Below are 14,663 nucleotides of genomic sequence, written 5' to 3' on the forward strand. Positions count from 1 at the left end.
GGCGAATGACGCACCGTCGGTGAACACGATGTCCCTGGCGGAGCTCGACCCCGACGTTGCCGCTGCGATGAACGGCGAGTTGTCCCGTCAGCGCGACACCCTGGAGATGATCGCGTCGGAGAACTTCGTGCCGCGCGCGGTGCTGCAGGCGCAGGGCAGCGTACTGACGAACAAGTACGCCGAGGGGTACCCGGGGCGGCGCTACTACGGCGGCTGCGAGTACGTCGACGTCGTGGAGGACATCGCCCGCGACCGCGCCAAGGAGCTGTTCGGCGCCGAGTTCGCCAACGTGCAGCCGCATTCGGGTGCCCAGGCCAACGCCGCGGTACTGATGGCCTTGATGGAACCGGGCCAGACACTGCTGGGCCTCGACCTCGCGCACGGCGGGCACCTGACCCACGGCATGCGCCTGAACTTTTCCGGCAAGCTCTACGAGAACGCCTTCTATGGCGTGAGCAAAGAGGACTTCCGCGTCGACATGGACGAGGTGCGCAAGATCGCCCTCGACACGCGGCCCGCCGTCATCTGTGCCGGCTGGTCGGCCTACCCCCGTACCTTGGATTTCGCCGCGTTCCGTGAGATCGCCGATGAGGTGGGAGCCAAGTTGTGGGTCGACATGGCCCACTTCGCCGGCCTCGTCGCCGCCGGTCTGCATCCGAGCCCCGTGCCGCACGCCGACGTCGTGTCGACGACCGTGCACAAGACTCTGGGCGGTCCGCGGTCGGGCCTGATCCTGGCCAAGCAGGAGTACGCGAAGAAGCTCAACTCGGCGGTGTTCCCCGGCCAGCAGGGCGGTCCGCTGATGCATGTGATCGCCGCTAAGGCCGTCGCGCTGAAGGTCGCCGCGACCGAGGAGTTCAAAGCACGGCAGGAGCGCACGCTCTCCGGTGCGAAGATCCTCGCCGAGCGGCTCACCGGCTCCGACGTCGCCGGTGCGGGAGTATCGGTGCTGACCGGCGGGACCGACGTGCACCTGGTTCTCGTCGACCTGCGCGACAGCCCGCTCGACGGCCAGCAGGCCGAGGACCTGCTCCACGAGGTGGGCATCACCGTCAACCGAAACGCGGTGCCCTTCGACCCGCGCCCGCCGATGGTCACCTCGGGGCTGCGCATCGGCACCCCCGCGTTGGCCACCCGTGGATTCGGCGACGAGCAGTTCGCCGAGGTCGCCGACATCATCGCGACCGCGCTGGCCGCGGGGACGTCGGCCGACGTCTCGGCGCTGCGTGCTCGCGTATCGACGCTCGCGCTGGACTTCCCGCTCTACGACGGCCTCGAGCAGTGGGGACTCATGAGCCGGGTCTGAGACCGGGTATCCTATTGGGTTGTGAGCATTCTGGACACCGACGAACTCGTCATCGCACTGGAGAAGGCCCTTCCCGAACTCTCGGAGGAGCACCAACTCGATATCGCCACGTGGCAGCCCCACGATTGGGTGCCGTGGGACGCCGGTCGTAACTTTGCCTTCCTCGGTGGCGAGGACTGGGATCCGTCGGACAGCACCATGTCCGACGAGGCCAAGGCGGCGCTGATGGCGCTGCTGCTGCTCAAGGACAACCTGCCGTCCTACCACCGCGTCCTCGCGATGTTCTTCCCCGCGTTCTCCGACTGGCGCGCCCTCGTCGGCACCTGGACCGCTGAGGACAACCGGCACGCGATCGTCCTGCGCGACTACTTGGTGGTGACCCGCGCGGTCGACCCCGTCGACGCGGAGAACCGTCGTCGCATCCACGTCGTCGCCGGATACCGCCAGCACGAAGAGGATGTCGCGTCGCTGACGCCGATGAGCGTGCTCGCGCTGCTCGCCGTCCACGAGCTGCAGACCGCCGCGTTCGCCGAGCGGATGCGCGGCGCGGTCACCGACGACGTCCTGGCGCAGATCCTCACCAAGATCCACGCCGACGACGCCTCGCAGGCCCGCTACTTCATCGGCTTCCTCGGCGCCGGGATGGTCGCCGACCAGGATGCGACGGTGTCGGCCATCGACTGGGCGCTGACCGATATCGCCCCCATCGGCTCAGACGTCGCCGACTTCGACGATCAGTTCGCACTGATCGCCGATTACGAGAACGACCAGACTCGCGCGACGATCGCCAAGGCCATCGTCGACGGCGTCAAGCTGAACAGCGTCGAGGGACTCTCCGACGAGGCGCAGGCCGCCAAGGAGCGCATCCTCGCGCTCGCTGCGGGCGCCTGAATCTGTTTGCGCAAAGTTAACGTGGCGCGCGGCGCGTCATCCGTGATGCCCGCCACAGCGGCGTAGCGTCGGAGTCGATGGACCGGAGGGGAAACCGGTTCATCCGGGAGGTCCGAGAATTCGTGGAGCACAGCGACACGAGGGGACCGGCCCCGGTCCTCGGCTCGCGCGGCTGACCAGCTGCAACAGCACGGATCGACCGGTCACCTGCAACACCCCGTCCGCGCGGGTGCCGCGCCGACGTAGGAGTCCGCGTGACTACTCGCACCTATGTCCTCGACACGTCCGTGTTGCTCTCCGACCCGAAGGCCGTGACGCGCTTCGACGAGCACAGTGTGATCCTGCCGCTGGTGGTTATCAGTGAGCTGGAGGGCAAACGCCACCATCACGAGTTGGGCTGGTTCGCCCGGGAGGCGCTGCGCCACCTCGACGACCTGCGCCTGGAGTACGGCAGGCTCGACGAGCCGATCCCGATCGGTGAGTGTGGTGGAACCCTGCAGGTCGAGCTCAACCACACCGACCCGAGGGTGTTGCCCAGTGGATTCCGCACCGACGACAACGATTCACGCATCCTCGCCTGTGCGCTGAACCTGCGCGCGGAGGGCCGCGACGTCACGCTCGTCACCAAGGACACGCCGCTGCGGGTCAAGGCCGGGGCGGTAGGACTGGCGGCCGACGAGTATCACGCGCAGGACGTCGTCGTCTCCGGGTGGACCGGGATGACCGAGCTCGAGGTGACCCCGGCGCAGATCAACACGCTCTTCGACGAAGGCGTCGTCGACATCGACGAGGCACGCGACATGCCGTGCCACACCGGCATCCGGTTGCTCAGCGGACGGTCGAGCGCACTGGGCCGGGTCAACGCCGAGAAGCGGGTGCAGCTGGTGCGGGGCGACCGCGAGGCATTTGGACTGCACGGGCGTTCGGCCGAGCAGCGCGTCGCGCTGGACTTGCTGCTCGACGACAGCGTCGGGATCGTGTCGCTCGGTGGCAAGGCGGGCACCGGAAAGTCGGCGCTCGCGCTGTGCGCCGGCCTGGAGGCGGTGTTGGAGCGTCGGACCCACCGGAAGGTCGTGGTGTTCCGGCCGTTGTACGCGGTCGGCGGGCAGCAGCTCGGTTACCTGCCGGGCAGCGAGGCCGACAAGATGGGGCCCTGGGCGCAGGCGGTATTCGACACGCTGGAGGGGCTGGCGTCGACGGAGGTCATCGACGAGGTCGCCTCGCGCGGCATGCTCGAGGTGCTGCCATTAACGCACATCCGCGGCCGGTCGCTGCACGACTCGTTCGTCATCGTCGATGAGGCGCAATCGTTGGAGCGCAACGTATTGCTGACGGTGCTCTCGCGGCTCGGGTCGGGGTCGCGGGTGGTGCTGACGCACGACGTGGCGCAGCGCGACAATCTGCGCGTCGGGCGCCACGACGGCGTGGCCGCGGTGATCGAGAAGCTCAAGGGTCATCCGCTCTTCGCGCACGTCACGCTGACGCGCTCGGAGCGCTCGCCCATCGCCGCCCTGGTGACCGACATGCTGGAGGAGTTCACCTAGACCGACGCTGAAAAGCACTTGACCACCGGCCCCGTTGGGACCGGTGGTCGAGTGCTTTATCGGTGATCGAGTGCCCGTGACGAAGGAGCGAGTGTATCGAGAACCGAGGCCGTCAGCTCTGCGTGATGGTGCCGAGCACTTGCGGGATCAGGCCGACCAGCGACTCGGCGACGCGGCCGATGCTCCCGGTGCCGCCGTTGTTCGTCGCGTCACCCGGGCTCGTACCGGCGGCGTCACCGGTCGGTGCCGCGGCGTTCACGCCGATCGTGATCTTTGGCGACTTGGCGGGATCGAGCCACTTGAGGATCTTCACCATCGACCCTTCGGGGACCGCGACGCAGCCCTCCGTCGGCGAGTTGTTGGTGACGTGCAGGAAGATCGCCGACGCCTTGCCCGGGGTACGTGACGGATTGTGGGCGATGTTCACCGCGTAGTCGTAGACAGCGCCCATGTTGTAGAGGTTCTCGGCCTCGCGGCTGGGCATGCGGTCCTTGGTGACCAGCGTGTTGTAGGTGGGCGACTTCATATCCGAGTCCCACCAGTCCTTGGTGGTGACCTGGCGGTACGGCATCTTGGTGCCGGGGTTGGGCTTGCGGCCGAAGGCCTGGTCGAGGGCGAACGTGCCGCTAGGCGTGCGCGGCACGTTGTCCTTGGGTTCACCTTGGCCCTGCGCGCCGAAGAAGGCCTTCACCGGTTCGACGACGATCTTCCAGTTCCCGTCGGTGCCCTTCTCGTAGGCGGTCAGGGTTCCGGTGGTGTCCGACGCGCTCTTACCGGTGGCGACGATGAGCTGCGTGGTCGTAGATGCGGCTTGGTGGGAGTCGCCGTTGCCGACCAGCGCATCGAGCACGTTGTTCAGCACGGAGTCAACCGATCCGGTGCCGCTGCTCGGCGCGGCGTTCACTGTCGTGGGGACCATCAGCACTGCCGCAGTAGCCGCGGCCGCGAGTCCCATCAGTCCCAAATTTCTCTGCAGTAACTTCAACACCACTCCAGTGTGCCAGCCGGATTCGGCCATTCAGTCACACAAGGATCACGGTGCGGCATGGATCCGGTCAAGGCCCTATGGCCCTTTCGGGCCCGTCTGGTGCGCAGTAGCGTCGGCATGGGGCGCAGAGGAAGGAAGCGCTATGAGCGACTACGAAGTGAAGATGGTGGTTCTGTCCACCGACAACCTCGACGAATCCATCGCCTTCTATGAAGGGCTGGGCATGTCGTTGAAGTTCCGCGACGGTGCGCAGTACGCCGCGCTCGACGGCGGACCGATCACCCTGGCGCTGGCCACGCCGATCGACCATCCGATCCACGGGCAGGTCGTCGTCGGTATCAAGACCGCTGATGTCGATGGCGCGGCCAAGGCGATCGAGGCCGGTGGGGGCGGGATCATCAAGGGCCCCTACGACGACGCCCACGAGCGCCGTGCGGTCGTCTACGACAACAAGGGCAACGGCCTCGTCTTCTATAGCCCGCTCAAGCGGTAGCGCGTCGTCGACGTCAATCGCTGATCAACTCGAACACGACGGCACGTCGGCCGCCGAAGTCGTCGCGCACCGGCGTCGTGCGCTGAACCTGGTCGAACGCCTGCTCTCCGACCGGGGTATCCGGATCGAGGACTTCGAGATACACACGATGCTCGGCGAGTGCTTTCACAGCGGCGTCGATATCGGCACGGCTCACCGCGACGGCATGGGTGGCGAGTGGGCCGCTTTCGAACAACCAGTGAGGTCCAGGTTCGGGCAGGGCGGCGTAGGCGTCGCGGACAGCGGCCGAAAACTCCATGTGGTCGCGCTGGTTGGGGAAGCCGGGCGCCCACTCGGGGCCGCCGAACAACGACAGCACAACGTCGGGCGCGATCCGGTTGATGGCCTCGGTGATCTTCGCGCGCAACTGCGGGGTGTTGAACAGCTCGCTGTCGGGGAAGCCCCAGAACTCGACCTCGTTCACCCCGACTCGCGCCGCCGATGCGCGCTGCTCGTCCTCGCGCAGCGGCCCGCACTCCTGCGGTGTCATGCCCTGGATGCCGGCCTCGCCGCTTGTCGCCAGGCCGTAGACGACGCGTTTGCCCTCGCTGGTCCAGCGATTGACCGCCGCCGACATGCCGTACTCGGGGTCGTCGGGGTGTGCGACAAGCACCAGTGCCGTTTGCCAGTCGTTGGGGAACTGCGCCAGTTGCGCCATGGCCCCAGGCTACCGACGCAGGCCCGGTGTCGCGTGGACATGGAAGTCGATGTGATCGGCCGGCGCGGCACGACGACCCTCGTCGACGTCGAGGAAGTGGCACGCCGAGTCATACCCGCGCGCGATGAGTTCGTCGGCGTTGGAGAAGTCCAGGGGTCCGACGTCGAGCGGGCAGGGTGGGGGCACGACGCGCAGATCCACGCTGCTGGTGTATTCGCGGATGTCTCGGACGAGGCGCTGCTGGATCAGCAACGACATGGTGTGCAGGATCGTGCCGGCCACGGTCGTCGGGGGTTCGACCAGCGCGCAAGGGTATCCGCACGGAAGCACATAGACGATGTCGGAGCCCGATTCGACGGCGTGCGAAACGGGCGTGTTGTCGGCGACCCCGCCGTCCACCAAGATCCGACCGTTGAACGCAACAGCAGGGAAGATGCCCGAGATGGCACTGCTCGCCAGAACGGCCTCGGCTGCCGGTCCATGGTCGATGTCGACCTGGTCGCCGGTCAGCAGATCCGTGGCGACGACGGTCAGGGGCGTTGCGGCTTCCTCGATCCGGTCGAAGTCCAGATGGGTCTCGATCAAAGACCGCAGACCGCGTGAGCTGAACAGGGCGGACTGCCTGCCGGTGAACGCTCCGAGTAGCTGGCGGGCACCGGGCCGGAACAACTGCCACGCACTCAATGAGCGCCACACCTCGCCCAAAGACTCCACGACCTCGGACGTGAGGCCTCGATCGGCGATGTATGCGGCGTTGAGTGCCCCCGCCGACGTCGCGACCAGCGCGTCCGGTCTGATCCCGCGCTCGGCGAGGGCGCGCAGCATTCCCACCTGCAGAGCACCGAGATTGGCCCCGCCGGACAAGACGAACGCAGTGGACACGTGCACCTCCGATTCCACAGTAGGCCGGAGGTGGCGGTAGGTGGTTTCAGGCTCAGCGCTTCCGGTCGAGGTTGGCCATCTTGAGCACGTCGAGACGGCGGTCGAGCTCCTCCTCGCTCAGCGTGTCGCCCACATGGCCGAGGTCGATCACGGTCTGACGGATCGTCTTGCCCTCCTTCAGTGCGTGCTTGGCGACGGCGGCCGCAGCCTCGTAGCCGATCGCGCTGTTGAGGGGCGTGACAATCGAGGGTGAGCTTTCGGCCAGCGTGCGCAGCCGGTCGGTGTTGGCGACCAGGCCGCTGATGCACCGGTCGGCGAACAGGCGCGAAACGTTGGTCAGCAGGGTGATCGACTCGAGCACGTTGCGCGCCATCATCGGGATGTAGACGTTGAGCTCGAAGTGGCCGTTGCCGCCGCCCCAAGTGACCGCGGTGTCGTTGCCGATCACTTGGGCGGCGACCTGCGTGACCGCCTCGGGCAGCACCGGGTTGACCTTGCCGGGCATGATCGAGCTGCCTGGCTGCAGGTCGGGAAGCTGGAGCTCGCCGAGGCCGGTCAGCGGCCCGGATCCCATCCACCGGATGTCATTGGCGATTTTGGTGAGCGAGACGGCGACGGTCTTGAGCTGGCCCGACAATTCGACGAGACCGTCGCGTGCGGCCTGCGCCTCGAAGTTGTCGGTCGCCAGACGCAGGTCGTCGACGCCGGTGAGCTTGACCAGTTCCACGACCACCTTGGTGCCGAAACCGTCGGGGGCGTTGAGGCCGGTCCCGACGGCGGTTCCGCCGATGGGCAATTCACCGACCCGGGGGAGGGTGGCCCGCAGCCGCTCAATGCCGGCCTCGATCTGTCGGGCGTATCCGCCGAACTCCTGGCCCAGGGTCACAGGCACCGCGTCCATCAGGTGGGTGCGACCACTCTTGACGACGTCGCACCACTGGACGCACTTCGCGGCGAGCGCGGCGTGTAGGTGCTCGAGTGCCGGGATCAACTGCGTGACCGTCGCCTCGGTCGCGGCGACGTGAGTGGCGGTCGGGAACGTGTCGTTGGACGACTGCGACATGTTCACGTCGTCGTTGGGGTGCACGGTCACGCCGTGGGATGCGGCGATCGACGCGATCACCTCGTTGGTGTTCATGTTGGAACTGGTGCCCGACCCGGTCTGGAACACGTCGATGGGGAACTGGTCGTCGTGCTCGCCCGCCGCGATCTCGCCGGCCGCGGCGATGATCGCGGCGGCCTTCCCGTCGTCGAGCAGACCGAGCTCGCGGTTCACCTCGGCGCACGCCGCCTTGAGCAGGCCCATCGCCCGGATCTGGGTGCGTTCGAGCGGACGGAAGCTGATCGGGAAGTTCTCGACGGCCCGCTGGGTTTGGGCGCGCCACAGCGCGTCGACGGGGACTTTGACCTCGCCCATGGTGTCGTGCTCGATGCGGTATTCCTGTTCAGCCATGACCCGGCCCTTCCGACGGTGATTAGTTAGGTTGCCCTTTGTTGTCACCGTACTCCGATGTGTCGGAGGCGTTGCGTAGGGTGCTAGGCATATCAACATATGGGTCGCGTCGGGGTTCGCGCCGGAGTCGACATCACGAACAACGCGGAGTTGCAAGACCTGATGGATGAGCGTCTCCCGATCGAGAAGCTGCGCTGACATGGTGATGCAGCAATGAATCGGTGTTCGAGGTCGGTCCGGGGCGTCGACACTGGGAGATCCTCGCTGAACTGTGCCGAGTGGCGGCGGCGAAAGGCTCGCTCGTCGCCGACGCTGCTCATGCGGCGACTGCCATCGAGCACGGCGCCACCTGGATCACGCTCGATCGTGACTTCGCCAGGTTCCCCGGTCTGGACTGGCGAGTGCCAGAGGCGCCTTAGCGCGTCGCGGTGATGAGCGTGCTGGGGACGAGGGTGACCGGGAAGGGGTCGGTCACGGCGAACTCCTCGTCGCCGACTGCCCCGGTGCCGAGGACGAACTCGCCGTCGCTCAATCGCCACGCGGTGATCGACGGTTCGGCCGGGTCGACGGTCCAATAATGTGGACACCCAGCCCGGGCGAGACGTTCCTTCTTGAGGAGGAGGTCGATGCCCCTCGTCGATGGCGAGAGGACCTCAATCGCCAGCAGCGGGGGAGCGGGAAGGTCGCGCTCGGTCAGATCGTCGTTGCGGGCGACGAGGATGTCTGGCTGGATCACGGTGTCTTGCGCGAGAACCACGTCGAAGGGTGCGGAAAGCACTTCGGCGGTATCGGGACACGCGTCGTTGACTGCGACGATCAGGTTCCTGACGGCCCGCTGATGACGAAGAATCGGTGCCGGGCTCACGATCAGAACGCCGTCGATGAGCTCGTAGCGGTGGCCGTCGTCGGGCATGGTGTCGAGGTCGTCACGCGTAAGCGCCCGCCCGCGCGGCAAGCCCAAGACCTCGGTCGTCATAGCAGTCATCGTAGTCAGTCCCCCTGGCATGTCTCTAGTGAAAGGCATGCTGAGGGGCCATCGCTAGACCCGCCGGTCGCAGCTGTGAATAACCAATGCGTTGTGGATAACTCAGCGTTCCTTAGACCGGATGCGCACGCCACCGAGGGGGACGGTCACCGAGCCGCCGGGATCGGTGAAGAAGTCGTTGCCCTTGTCATCGACGACGATGAAAGCCGGGAAGTTCTCGACCTCGATCTTCCAGACCGCCTCCATGCCGAGCTCGGGGTACTCGATGACCTCCTGGCTCTTGATGCAGTCCTGCGCGAGGCGCGCAGCAGGGCCGCCGATCGAGCCGAGGTAGAAGCCGCCGTGGCAATCGCACGCGTCGGTGACCTGCTTGGACCGGTTGCCCTTGGCCAGCATGACCATTGAACCGCCGCACGCCTGGAACTGCTTGACGTAGGAGTCCATGCGTCCGGCGGTGGTCGGGCCGAAGGATCCCGATGCCATCCCGGCGGGGGTCTTCGCAGGTCCCGCGTAATACACGGGGTGGTCGATCATGTACTGCGGCATCGGCTCGCCGGCGTCGAGGCGTTCCTTGATCTTCGCGTGCGCGATGTCACGGGCGACGACGAGTGGACCGGTCAGCGAGAGCCGCGTCTTCACCGGATACTTGCGCAGCTCGGCCAGGATCTCGGGCATGGGCCGGTTCAGGTCGATCTCGACGACCTCGCCGCCCTCGATGTCCTCGGCCACCCCGGCGTCGGGCATGTACTGCGCCGGGTCGGTCTCCAGCTGCTCGAGGAACACCCCGTCGGCAGTGATCTTGCCCAGGGCCTGGCGGTCGGCCGAACACGACACGGCGATCGCCACCGGGCATGACGCGCCGTGGCGCGGCAGGCGGATCACCCGGACGTCGTGGCAGAAGTACTTGCCGCCGAACTGTGCGCCGATGCCGAAGGACTGGGTCAGCTTGAAGACCTCGTCCTCCAGCTCGCGATCACGGAAGCCGTTGCCGGCCATCGAGCCCTCCGTGGGCAGCTCGTCGAGGTAGTGCGCCGACGCGTACTTGGCGGTCTTGAGCGCGAACTCCGCCGACGTCCCGCCGATCACGACGGCCAGGTGGTACGGCGGGCATGCCGCGGTACCCAGCGAGCGGATCTTCTCGTCGAGGAACTCCAGCAGCCGGTTGGGGTTGAGGATCGCCTTGGTCTCCTGGAACAGGAAGGATTTGTTGGCGCTGCCGCCGCCCTTGGCCATGAAGAGGAACTTGTACTCCGGGCCCTTCGGGCCCTGCTCGGTCGCGTAGATCTCGACCTGGGCGGGCAGGTTGGTGCCGGTGTTCTTCTCGTCGTAGACGGTCAGCGGCGCGAGCTGCGAATACCGCAGGTTGAGCTTGGTGTACGCGTCGTAGACGCCACGCGAGATGGCCTCACCATCGTCGGCGCCGGTCAGCACGCCCTCGGCCTTCTTGCCCATGACGATGGCCGTGCCGGTGTCCTGACACATCGGGAGGATGCCGCCGGCGGAGATGTTCACGTTCTTCAGCAGGTCGAGCGCGACGAAGCGGTCGTTGCCCGACGCCTCCGGGTCATCGATGATCTTGCGGAGCTGGCGCAGGTGCGCCGGGCGCAGATAGTGGCTGATGTCGTGGATCGCCTCGGCGGTGAGGAGTCGGATCACCTCCGGGTCGACCTTGAGGAAGGTGCGTCCGTCGACTTCGAAAGTCGAGACGCCCTCGGTGGTGATGAGCCGGAAGGGCGTCTCATCGGGGCCGGTTGGGAGCAGGTCGGAATACAGAAAATCCGGAGCCTGGGCTGGAGTGCTCACGTGGTCGATGATATCGCCGCGCGAGCGCGCCCGTGGCGTTCAGGCTGGCCTAACCCTCGACGCCGTTCAGAGGTCGAGGCGGGCGTACTCGCGCAGCTTCGAGGTGCGGTGGAAGCTCTCGATCCGGCGGATCGTGCCGGACTTCGAGCGCATCACCAGCGAGCGGGTCGTAGCACCGTTCGCCCGGTAGGACACGCCGCGCAGCATGTCGCCGTTGGTGACGCCGGTCGCCGCGAAGAACGTGTTCTCCCCGCGCACCAGGATGTCGGTGGTAAGGACGCGGTCGAGGTCGTGCCCGGCGGCGATGGCTTTGGCGCGCTCCTCGTCGTCGCGCGGCCACAGCTTGCCCTGGATCTCCCCGCCCATGCACTTCATCGCGACGGCGGTGATGATGCCCTCGGGGGTGCCGCCGATGCCCATGAGGAGGTCGACAGAACTGGCGTCATCGGCGGCGGAGATCGCCCCGGCGACGTCGCCGTCGGAGATCAGCCGTACTTTCGCGCCCGCGGCACGGATCTGGCCGATGAGGTCGGCATGGCGGGGACGGTCGAGGACGACGACGGTGAGATCGGCGACCTGGATGCCCTTGGCAGTGGCGACGGAGTTGATGTTCCACTCGACGGACTGGTTGATGTCGATGTGGCCCTTGCCCTCCGGGCCGACGCAGATCTTGTCCATGTAGAAGACGGCCGACGGGTCGTACATCGTGCCGCGCTCTGAGACGGCGATGACCGCGATCGAGTTGGGGCGGCCCTCGGCCATCAGCGTGGTGCCGTCGATCGGGTCGACGGCCACGTCGCAGTCGGGTCCGTCGCCGTCGCCGACCTCCTCACCGTTGTAGAGCATCGGCGCTTCGTCCTTCTCGCCCTCGCCGATGACGACGACGCCGCGCATCGACACCGTTGAGAGCAGCTCGCGCATCGCGTCGACCGCCGCGCCGTCACCGGCGTTCTTGTCGCCGCGCCCGGCCCATCGCCCGGCAGCCATAGCGGCGGCCTCGGTCACGCGGACCAACTCCATCGCCAGGTTGCGGTCGGGGGCTTCGTTGGTGCTGGTCATGGATGCGCCTCTCGTGGCTCGACAGCGTTGTCGAGATGTCTGGGGTCGTCGGGATCGTCGGCCCACCGTCGGTTCGTGTCCATCTTTTCATGGCGCCCACCGGCCGTGTGCGGGTCGCCTGGGATACTGGCCGGTATGGCCGACAAACCGCGCATTCTCAACAACGGCAAGGACATGCTGATGTCCCTGTTGGTGTTGCTGATCCTCGTCGTCTTCGTCGTGATCACCTCGCGCAACTGCTCCATCGGACTCACCGGCGGTGCCGCCGACGACAAGATCCCGCCGTTCGAGGTGTCGTCGGCACTACGGGCCGATGCTTCGACGATGCCGTTCCCGATCCGCCAGCCGGCGCTGCCCGCCGGATGGAAGCCCAACTCCGGGACATCCGGGCAAATCGGTGGGAAGCAGGTGAGCACCGTCGGGTGGATCACGCCCGGCGGGTACTACCTAGGGCTCAGCCAGTCCGACGCCACCGAGTCGGAATTGCTGCCTACGCTGAACCCCAATGCCGACAAGGATGGCCCGTTGGCTGGAACCGGCAGTCGCGAAGTCGGCACCACCAAGTGGGTCACCTACGTCGCCGGGGACCGGCTTGCCCCGAGCGACGGGATGCGCAAGGTGTGGGTTGCCGATCTCGGCGATGTGCGGATCGCGCTGTCGGGCAAGGCCGGTGAGGCCGAGTTCACGACATTGGCGCAGGCCGTCGTCTCGGCGGCACCGTTGCCGTCGGGGCGCCGCTGACTATTCCTCGTCGTCGGGGTGCAGGACGGCTTCGATGCGCTCGCGCGCGCCGGCGAGATGCTCCTCGCAACGGGTGGCCAGTGCTTCGCCGCGCTCCCACAGCTTCAGGGACGTGTCCAGGTCCAGACCGCCTTGCTCGAGGACGCCGACGACCTCCACCAGTTCGTCGCGGGCCTGTTCGTAGCCGAGTTCGGCGACCGGCGTCCATGCTGACGGGTCGATGCTGCTCACGGCGTTCCCTCCTGTTGAGTGACCTGCGCGGCGACGGCGCCGTCGGCGACGCGGATCCGCACACGCGCCCCCTCAGGCAGGTCCGTCCTCGCGCGGGCCACGCGGCCGTCGTCGTCCAGATTCTGCACAATCGCATAGCCGCGGGCCAGCGTCTGCGCCGGGCCCAGGGTGGCCAACCGCGCGGCGAGGTGCTCGTGACGGTGGTCTTCGCGCTCGAGCAGGCGGGTGATGTCGCGGCGGATGTCGGCGCGGTGGCGCTCGACCGCCCCGACGTGCGCGTCGACGAGGCGCATCGGGTCGGCGAGGACCGGGCGTGCGCGCAGGCCGTCGACGATGTGCTGTTGGCGCAGCACCCAATTGCGCAGCGCTCCGGCGCTGCGACGGCGCATGGTCGCGATGCCAGCCAACTCGGCGTCGACGTCGGGGACGATGCGCTTGGCGGCGTCGGTCGGGGTGGCCGCGCGCAGGTCGGCGACGAGGTCGAGCAGCGGGTTGTCGGGTTCATGGCCGATCGCACTGACCACCGGGGTGGTGCAGGCTGCCACCGCACGCAGGAGCTGCTCGTCGGAGAAGGGCAGGAGGTCCTCGACTGATCCGCCGCCGCGGGCAATGACGATGACGTCGATCTCGGGGTCGTCGTTGAGGATCTTCAATTCGCCCAGGATGCGTGGCACCGCCGACGGTCCTTGCACGGGGGCGTCGCGCACCGTGATCCGAACGCCCGGCCACCGCGATTGAGCGACGGCGACGACGTCACGGCTGGCGGCTGACGCGCGGCCGCTGATCAGGCCGATGCCACGGGGGAGGAACGGCAGCGGCCGCTTGAGGCGGGAGTCGAAAAGCCCCTCGGCGGCCAAGAGTTGGCGCAGCCGCTCGATGCGGGCCAGGAGTTCGCCGATGCCGATGGCGCGGATCTCGGTGACGCGCAGTGAGACTGTGCCGCGGCCGGTGTAGAACGACGGTCGCCCGCACATGACGACGCGGGTGCCGTCGACCAGCGGCACGGGGGACCGGTCGATGACCTCGGGCGGGCAGGTGACGGTGAGCGACATGTCCGCGGCCGGGTCGCGCAGGGTGATGAACGCGGTGCGTGTGCCGGGCCGTCGTGACAACTGGGTGATCTGCCCCTCCACCCAGATCTGGCCGAGCCGGTGGACCCACTCCGCGATCTTGACGTTGACCGTGCGGACCGGCCACGGCTCGTCGGCGGAGTTGGCAGACACGCGCTAGCGGTCGGACTTCGCGGCGATGCGGTTCTCCAGCATCGTCACGAACGGGGTGCGGTTGCGGGCCGAGCGCTCGTAGTCGGCGAGGACGCGCAGGTCGTCGACATCGACAGTGCGGATCTTCGCGCGCAGCTGGGCCAACGTGAGGTTGTCGTAGTCCAAGAACTCGGCGACCTCGGGGGCGGGGGCCGACGACTTCTTGGCGGCGGGCTTGGCCGGCTCAGCGGCCTCCGTCCCCGCCGGCACCGAGCTGTACAGCGCGAAGCGGCCGGCCGCAGCGGTGTCCGGCGCGTCGCCCGCGGGCTGCGCAGCGACCTTCTTGGCGGGTGCCTTCTTCGCCGGGACCTTCTTGGCGGGTGCCTTC

Annotated in this window: 15 protein-coding genes and 1 pseudogene; 6 read left to right on the plus strand and 10 right to left on the minus strand. The window is 67.4% G+C overall.

Annotated features, from left to right (window positions below):
• Positions 1-28 precede the first annotated feature (28 nt).
• The 3 genes from glyA (at position 29) to B4L26_RS12450 (ending at position 3,741) form a co-directional block, all read left to right on the plus strand.
• Positions 29-1,306: a serine hydroxymethyltransferase gene (glyA, locus tag B4L26_RS12440; RefSeq protein WP_290719192.1), complete on the plus strand. Its 1,278-nt coding sequence runs from the start codon at positions 29-31 to the stop codon at positions 1,304-1,306.
• A gap of 21 nt (positions 1,307-1,327) precedes the next feature.
• The gene (locus B4L26_RS12445) at positions 1,328-2,197 is read left to right on the plus strand and encodes an acyl-ACP desaturase (RefSeq protein WP_290719177.1); all 870 of its coding nucleotides are present in this window, start codon (positions 1,328-1,330) and stop codon (positions 2,195-2,197) included.
• Positions 2,198-2,451: 254 nt separating this feature from the next.
• Positions 2,452-3,741, plus strand: coding sequence for a PhoH family protein (locus B4L26_RS12450; RefSeq protein WP_290719178.1), 1,290 nt, complete (start codon positions 2,452-2,454; stop codon positions 3,739-3,741).
• A gap of 112 nt (positions 3,742-3,853) precedes the next feature.
• Here B4L26_RS12450 and B4L26_RS12455 read toward each other — a convergent pair whose 3' ends face one another.
• Positions 3,854-4,696, minus strand: coding sequence for a L,D-transpeptidase family protein (locus B4L26_RS12455; RefSeq protein ID WP_290719179.1), 843 nt, complete (start codon positions 4,694-4,696; stop codon positions 3,854-3,856).
• A gap of 175 nt (positions 4,697-4,871) precedes the next feature.
• Here B4L26_RS12455 and B4L26_RS12460 point away from each other — a divergent pair, with 175 nt between their 5' ends.
• Positions 4,872-5,222 carry a VOC family protein gene (locus tag B4L26_RS12460; protein WP_290719180.1) on the plus strand — a complete coding sequence of 117 codons (351 nt, stop codon included), beginning with the start codon at positions 4,872-4,874 and terminating at the stop codon, positions 5,220-5,222.
• 13 nt (positions 5,223-5,235) lie between these two features.
• Here the strand turns inward: B4L26_RS12460 and B4L26_RS12465 are convergent, their stop codons facing one another.
• Genes B4L26_RS12465 through B4L26_RS12475 form a run of 3 tightly spaced genes read right to left on the minus strand, consistent with a single transcriptional unit; the run spans position 5,236 to position 8,254 of the window.
• On the minus strand, positions 5,236-5,919 hold the full coding sequence (locus B4L26_RS12465) for a PIG-L deacetylase family protein (protein WP_290719181.1): 684 nt from the start codon (positions 5,917-5,919) through the stop codon (positions 5,236-5,238).
• Between the two features lie 9 nt (positions 5,920-5,928).
• On the minus strand, positions 5,929-6,801 hold the full coding sequence (locus B4L26_RS12470) for a patatin-like phospholipase family protein (RefSeq protein ID WP_290719182.1): 873 nt from the start codon (positions 6,799-6,801) through the stop codon (positions 5,929-5,931).
• A gap of 52 nt (positions 6,802-6,853) precedes the next feature.
• On the minus strand, positions 6,854-8,254 hold the full coding sequence (locus B4L26_RS12475) for a class II fumarate hydratase (RefSeq protein ID WP_290719183.1): 1,401 nt from the start codon (positions 8,252-8,254) through the stop codon (positions 6,854-6,856).
• Positions 8,255-8,475: 221 nt separating this feature from the next.
• Between B4L26_RS12475 and B4L26_RS12480 the strand changes: the two genes are divergently transcribed.
• Positions 8,476-8,673, plus strand: a complete 198-nt coding sequence (locus tag B4L26_RS12480) for a PIN domain-containing protein (protein ID WP_290719184.1) — start codon at positions 8,476-8,478, stop codon at positions 8,671-8,673.
• On the opposite strand, the gene B4L26_RS12485 is transcribed toward B4L26_RS12480, so the two are convergent.
• The 3 genes from B4L26_RS12485 to glpX all read right to left on the minus strand — a co-directional run bounded on the left by B4L26_RS12485 (position 8,670) and on the right by glpX (position 12,101).
• Positions 8,670-9,239 (minus strand): Uma2 family endonuclease, encoded by a 570-nt coding sequence (locus B4L26_RS12485; RefSeq protein WP_290719185.1) that lies wholly within the window; start codon positions 9,237-9,239, stop codon positions 8,670-8,672. The genes B4L26_RS12480 and B4L26_RS12485 overlap by 4 nt on opposite strands.
• A 102-nt stretch (positions 9,240-9,341) precedes the next feature.
• Complete coding sequence (locus tag B4L26_RS12490; RefSeq protein WP_290719186.1) at positions 9,342-11,042, minus strand: fumarate hydratase; 1,701 nt, start codon at positions 11,040-11,042, stop codon at positions 9,342-9,344.
• 66 nt (positions 11,043-11,108) lie between these two features.
• A complete protein-coding gene (gene glpX, locus B4L26_RS12495) occupies positions 11,109-12,101 on the minus strand; it encodes a class II fructose-bisphosphatase (RefSeq protein WP_290719187.1) in 993 nt (330 codons plus the stop codon).
• A gap of 135 nt (positions 12,102-12,236) precedes the next feature.
• Between glpX and B4L26_RS12500 the strand changes: the two genes are divergently transcribed.
• Positions 12,237-12,842, plus strand: a complete 606-nt coding sequence (locus B4L26_RS12500) for a DUF4245 domain-containing protein (protein WP_290719188.1) — start codon at positions 12,237-12,239, stop codon at positions 12,840-12,842.
• On the opposite strand, the gene B4L26_RS12505 is transcribed toward B4L26_RS12500, so the two are convergent.
• The 3 genes and pseudogenes from B4L26_RS12505 to B4L26_RS12515 form a co-directional block, all read right to left on the minus strand.
• A complete protein-coding gene (locus B4L26_RS12505) occupies positions 12,843-13,073 on the minus strand; it encodes an exodeoxyribonuclease VII small subunit (RefSeq protein WP_290719189.1) in 231 nt (76 codons plus the stop codon).
• Positions 13,070-14,296, minus strand: a complete 1,227-nt coding sequence (gene xseA, locus B4L26_RS12510) for an exodeoxyribonuclease VII large subunit (protein WP_290719190.1) — start codon at positions 14,294-14,296, stop codon at positions 13,070-13,072. The genes B4L26_RS12505 and xseA overlap by 4 nt, the downstream gene beginning before the upstream one ends.
• Positions 14,297-14,299: 3 nt before the next feature.
• A pseudogene (locus tag B4L26_RS12515) lies at positions 14,300-14,663 on the minus strand (hypothetical protein); the annotation flags it as partial.

This window comes from Gordonia sp. UBA7599 (assembly GCA_002477755.1).
Classification (GTDB): Bacteria; Actinomycetota; Actinomycetes; order Mycobacteriales; family Mycobacteriaceae; genus Gordonia.

Excerpts from the sequence above, each read along its gene's own strand:
- glyA (WP_290719192.1), top strand. The coding sequence starts at position 29 with ATGTCCCTGGCGGAGCTCGACCCCGACGTTGCCGCTGCGATGAACGGC.
- B4L26_RS12455 (WP_290719179.1), bottom strand. The coding sequence starts at position 4,696 with ATGGGACTCGCGGCCGCGGCTACTGCGGCAGTGCTGATGGTCCCCACG.
- B4L26_RS12460 (WP_290719180.1), top strand. The coding sequence starts at position 4,872 with ATGAGCGACTACGAAGTGAAGATGGTGGTTCTGTCCACCGACAACCTC.
- B4L26_RS12465 (WP_290719181.1), bottom strand. The coding sequence starts at position 5,919 with ATGGCGCAACTGGCGCAGTTCCCCAACGACTGGCAAACGGCACTGGTG.
- B4L26_RS12475 (WP_290719183.1), bottom strand. The coding sequence starts at position 8,254 with ATGGCTGAACAGGAATACCGCATCGAGCACGACACCATGGGCGAGGTC.
- B4L26_RS12485 (WP_290719185.1), bottom strand. The coding sequence starts at position 9,239 with ATGACTGCTATGACGACCGAGGTCTTGGGCTTGCCGCGCGGGCGGGCG.
- glpX (WP_290719187.1), bottom strand. The coding sequence starts at position 12,101 with ATGACCAGCACCAACGAAGCCCCCGACCGCAACCTGGCGATGGAGTTG.
- B4L26_RS12500 (WP_290719188.1), top strand. The coding sequence starts at position 12,237 with ATGGCCGACAAACCGCGCATTCTCAACAACGGCAAGGACATGCTGATG.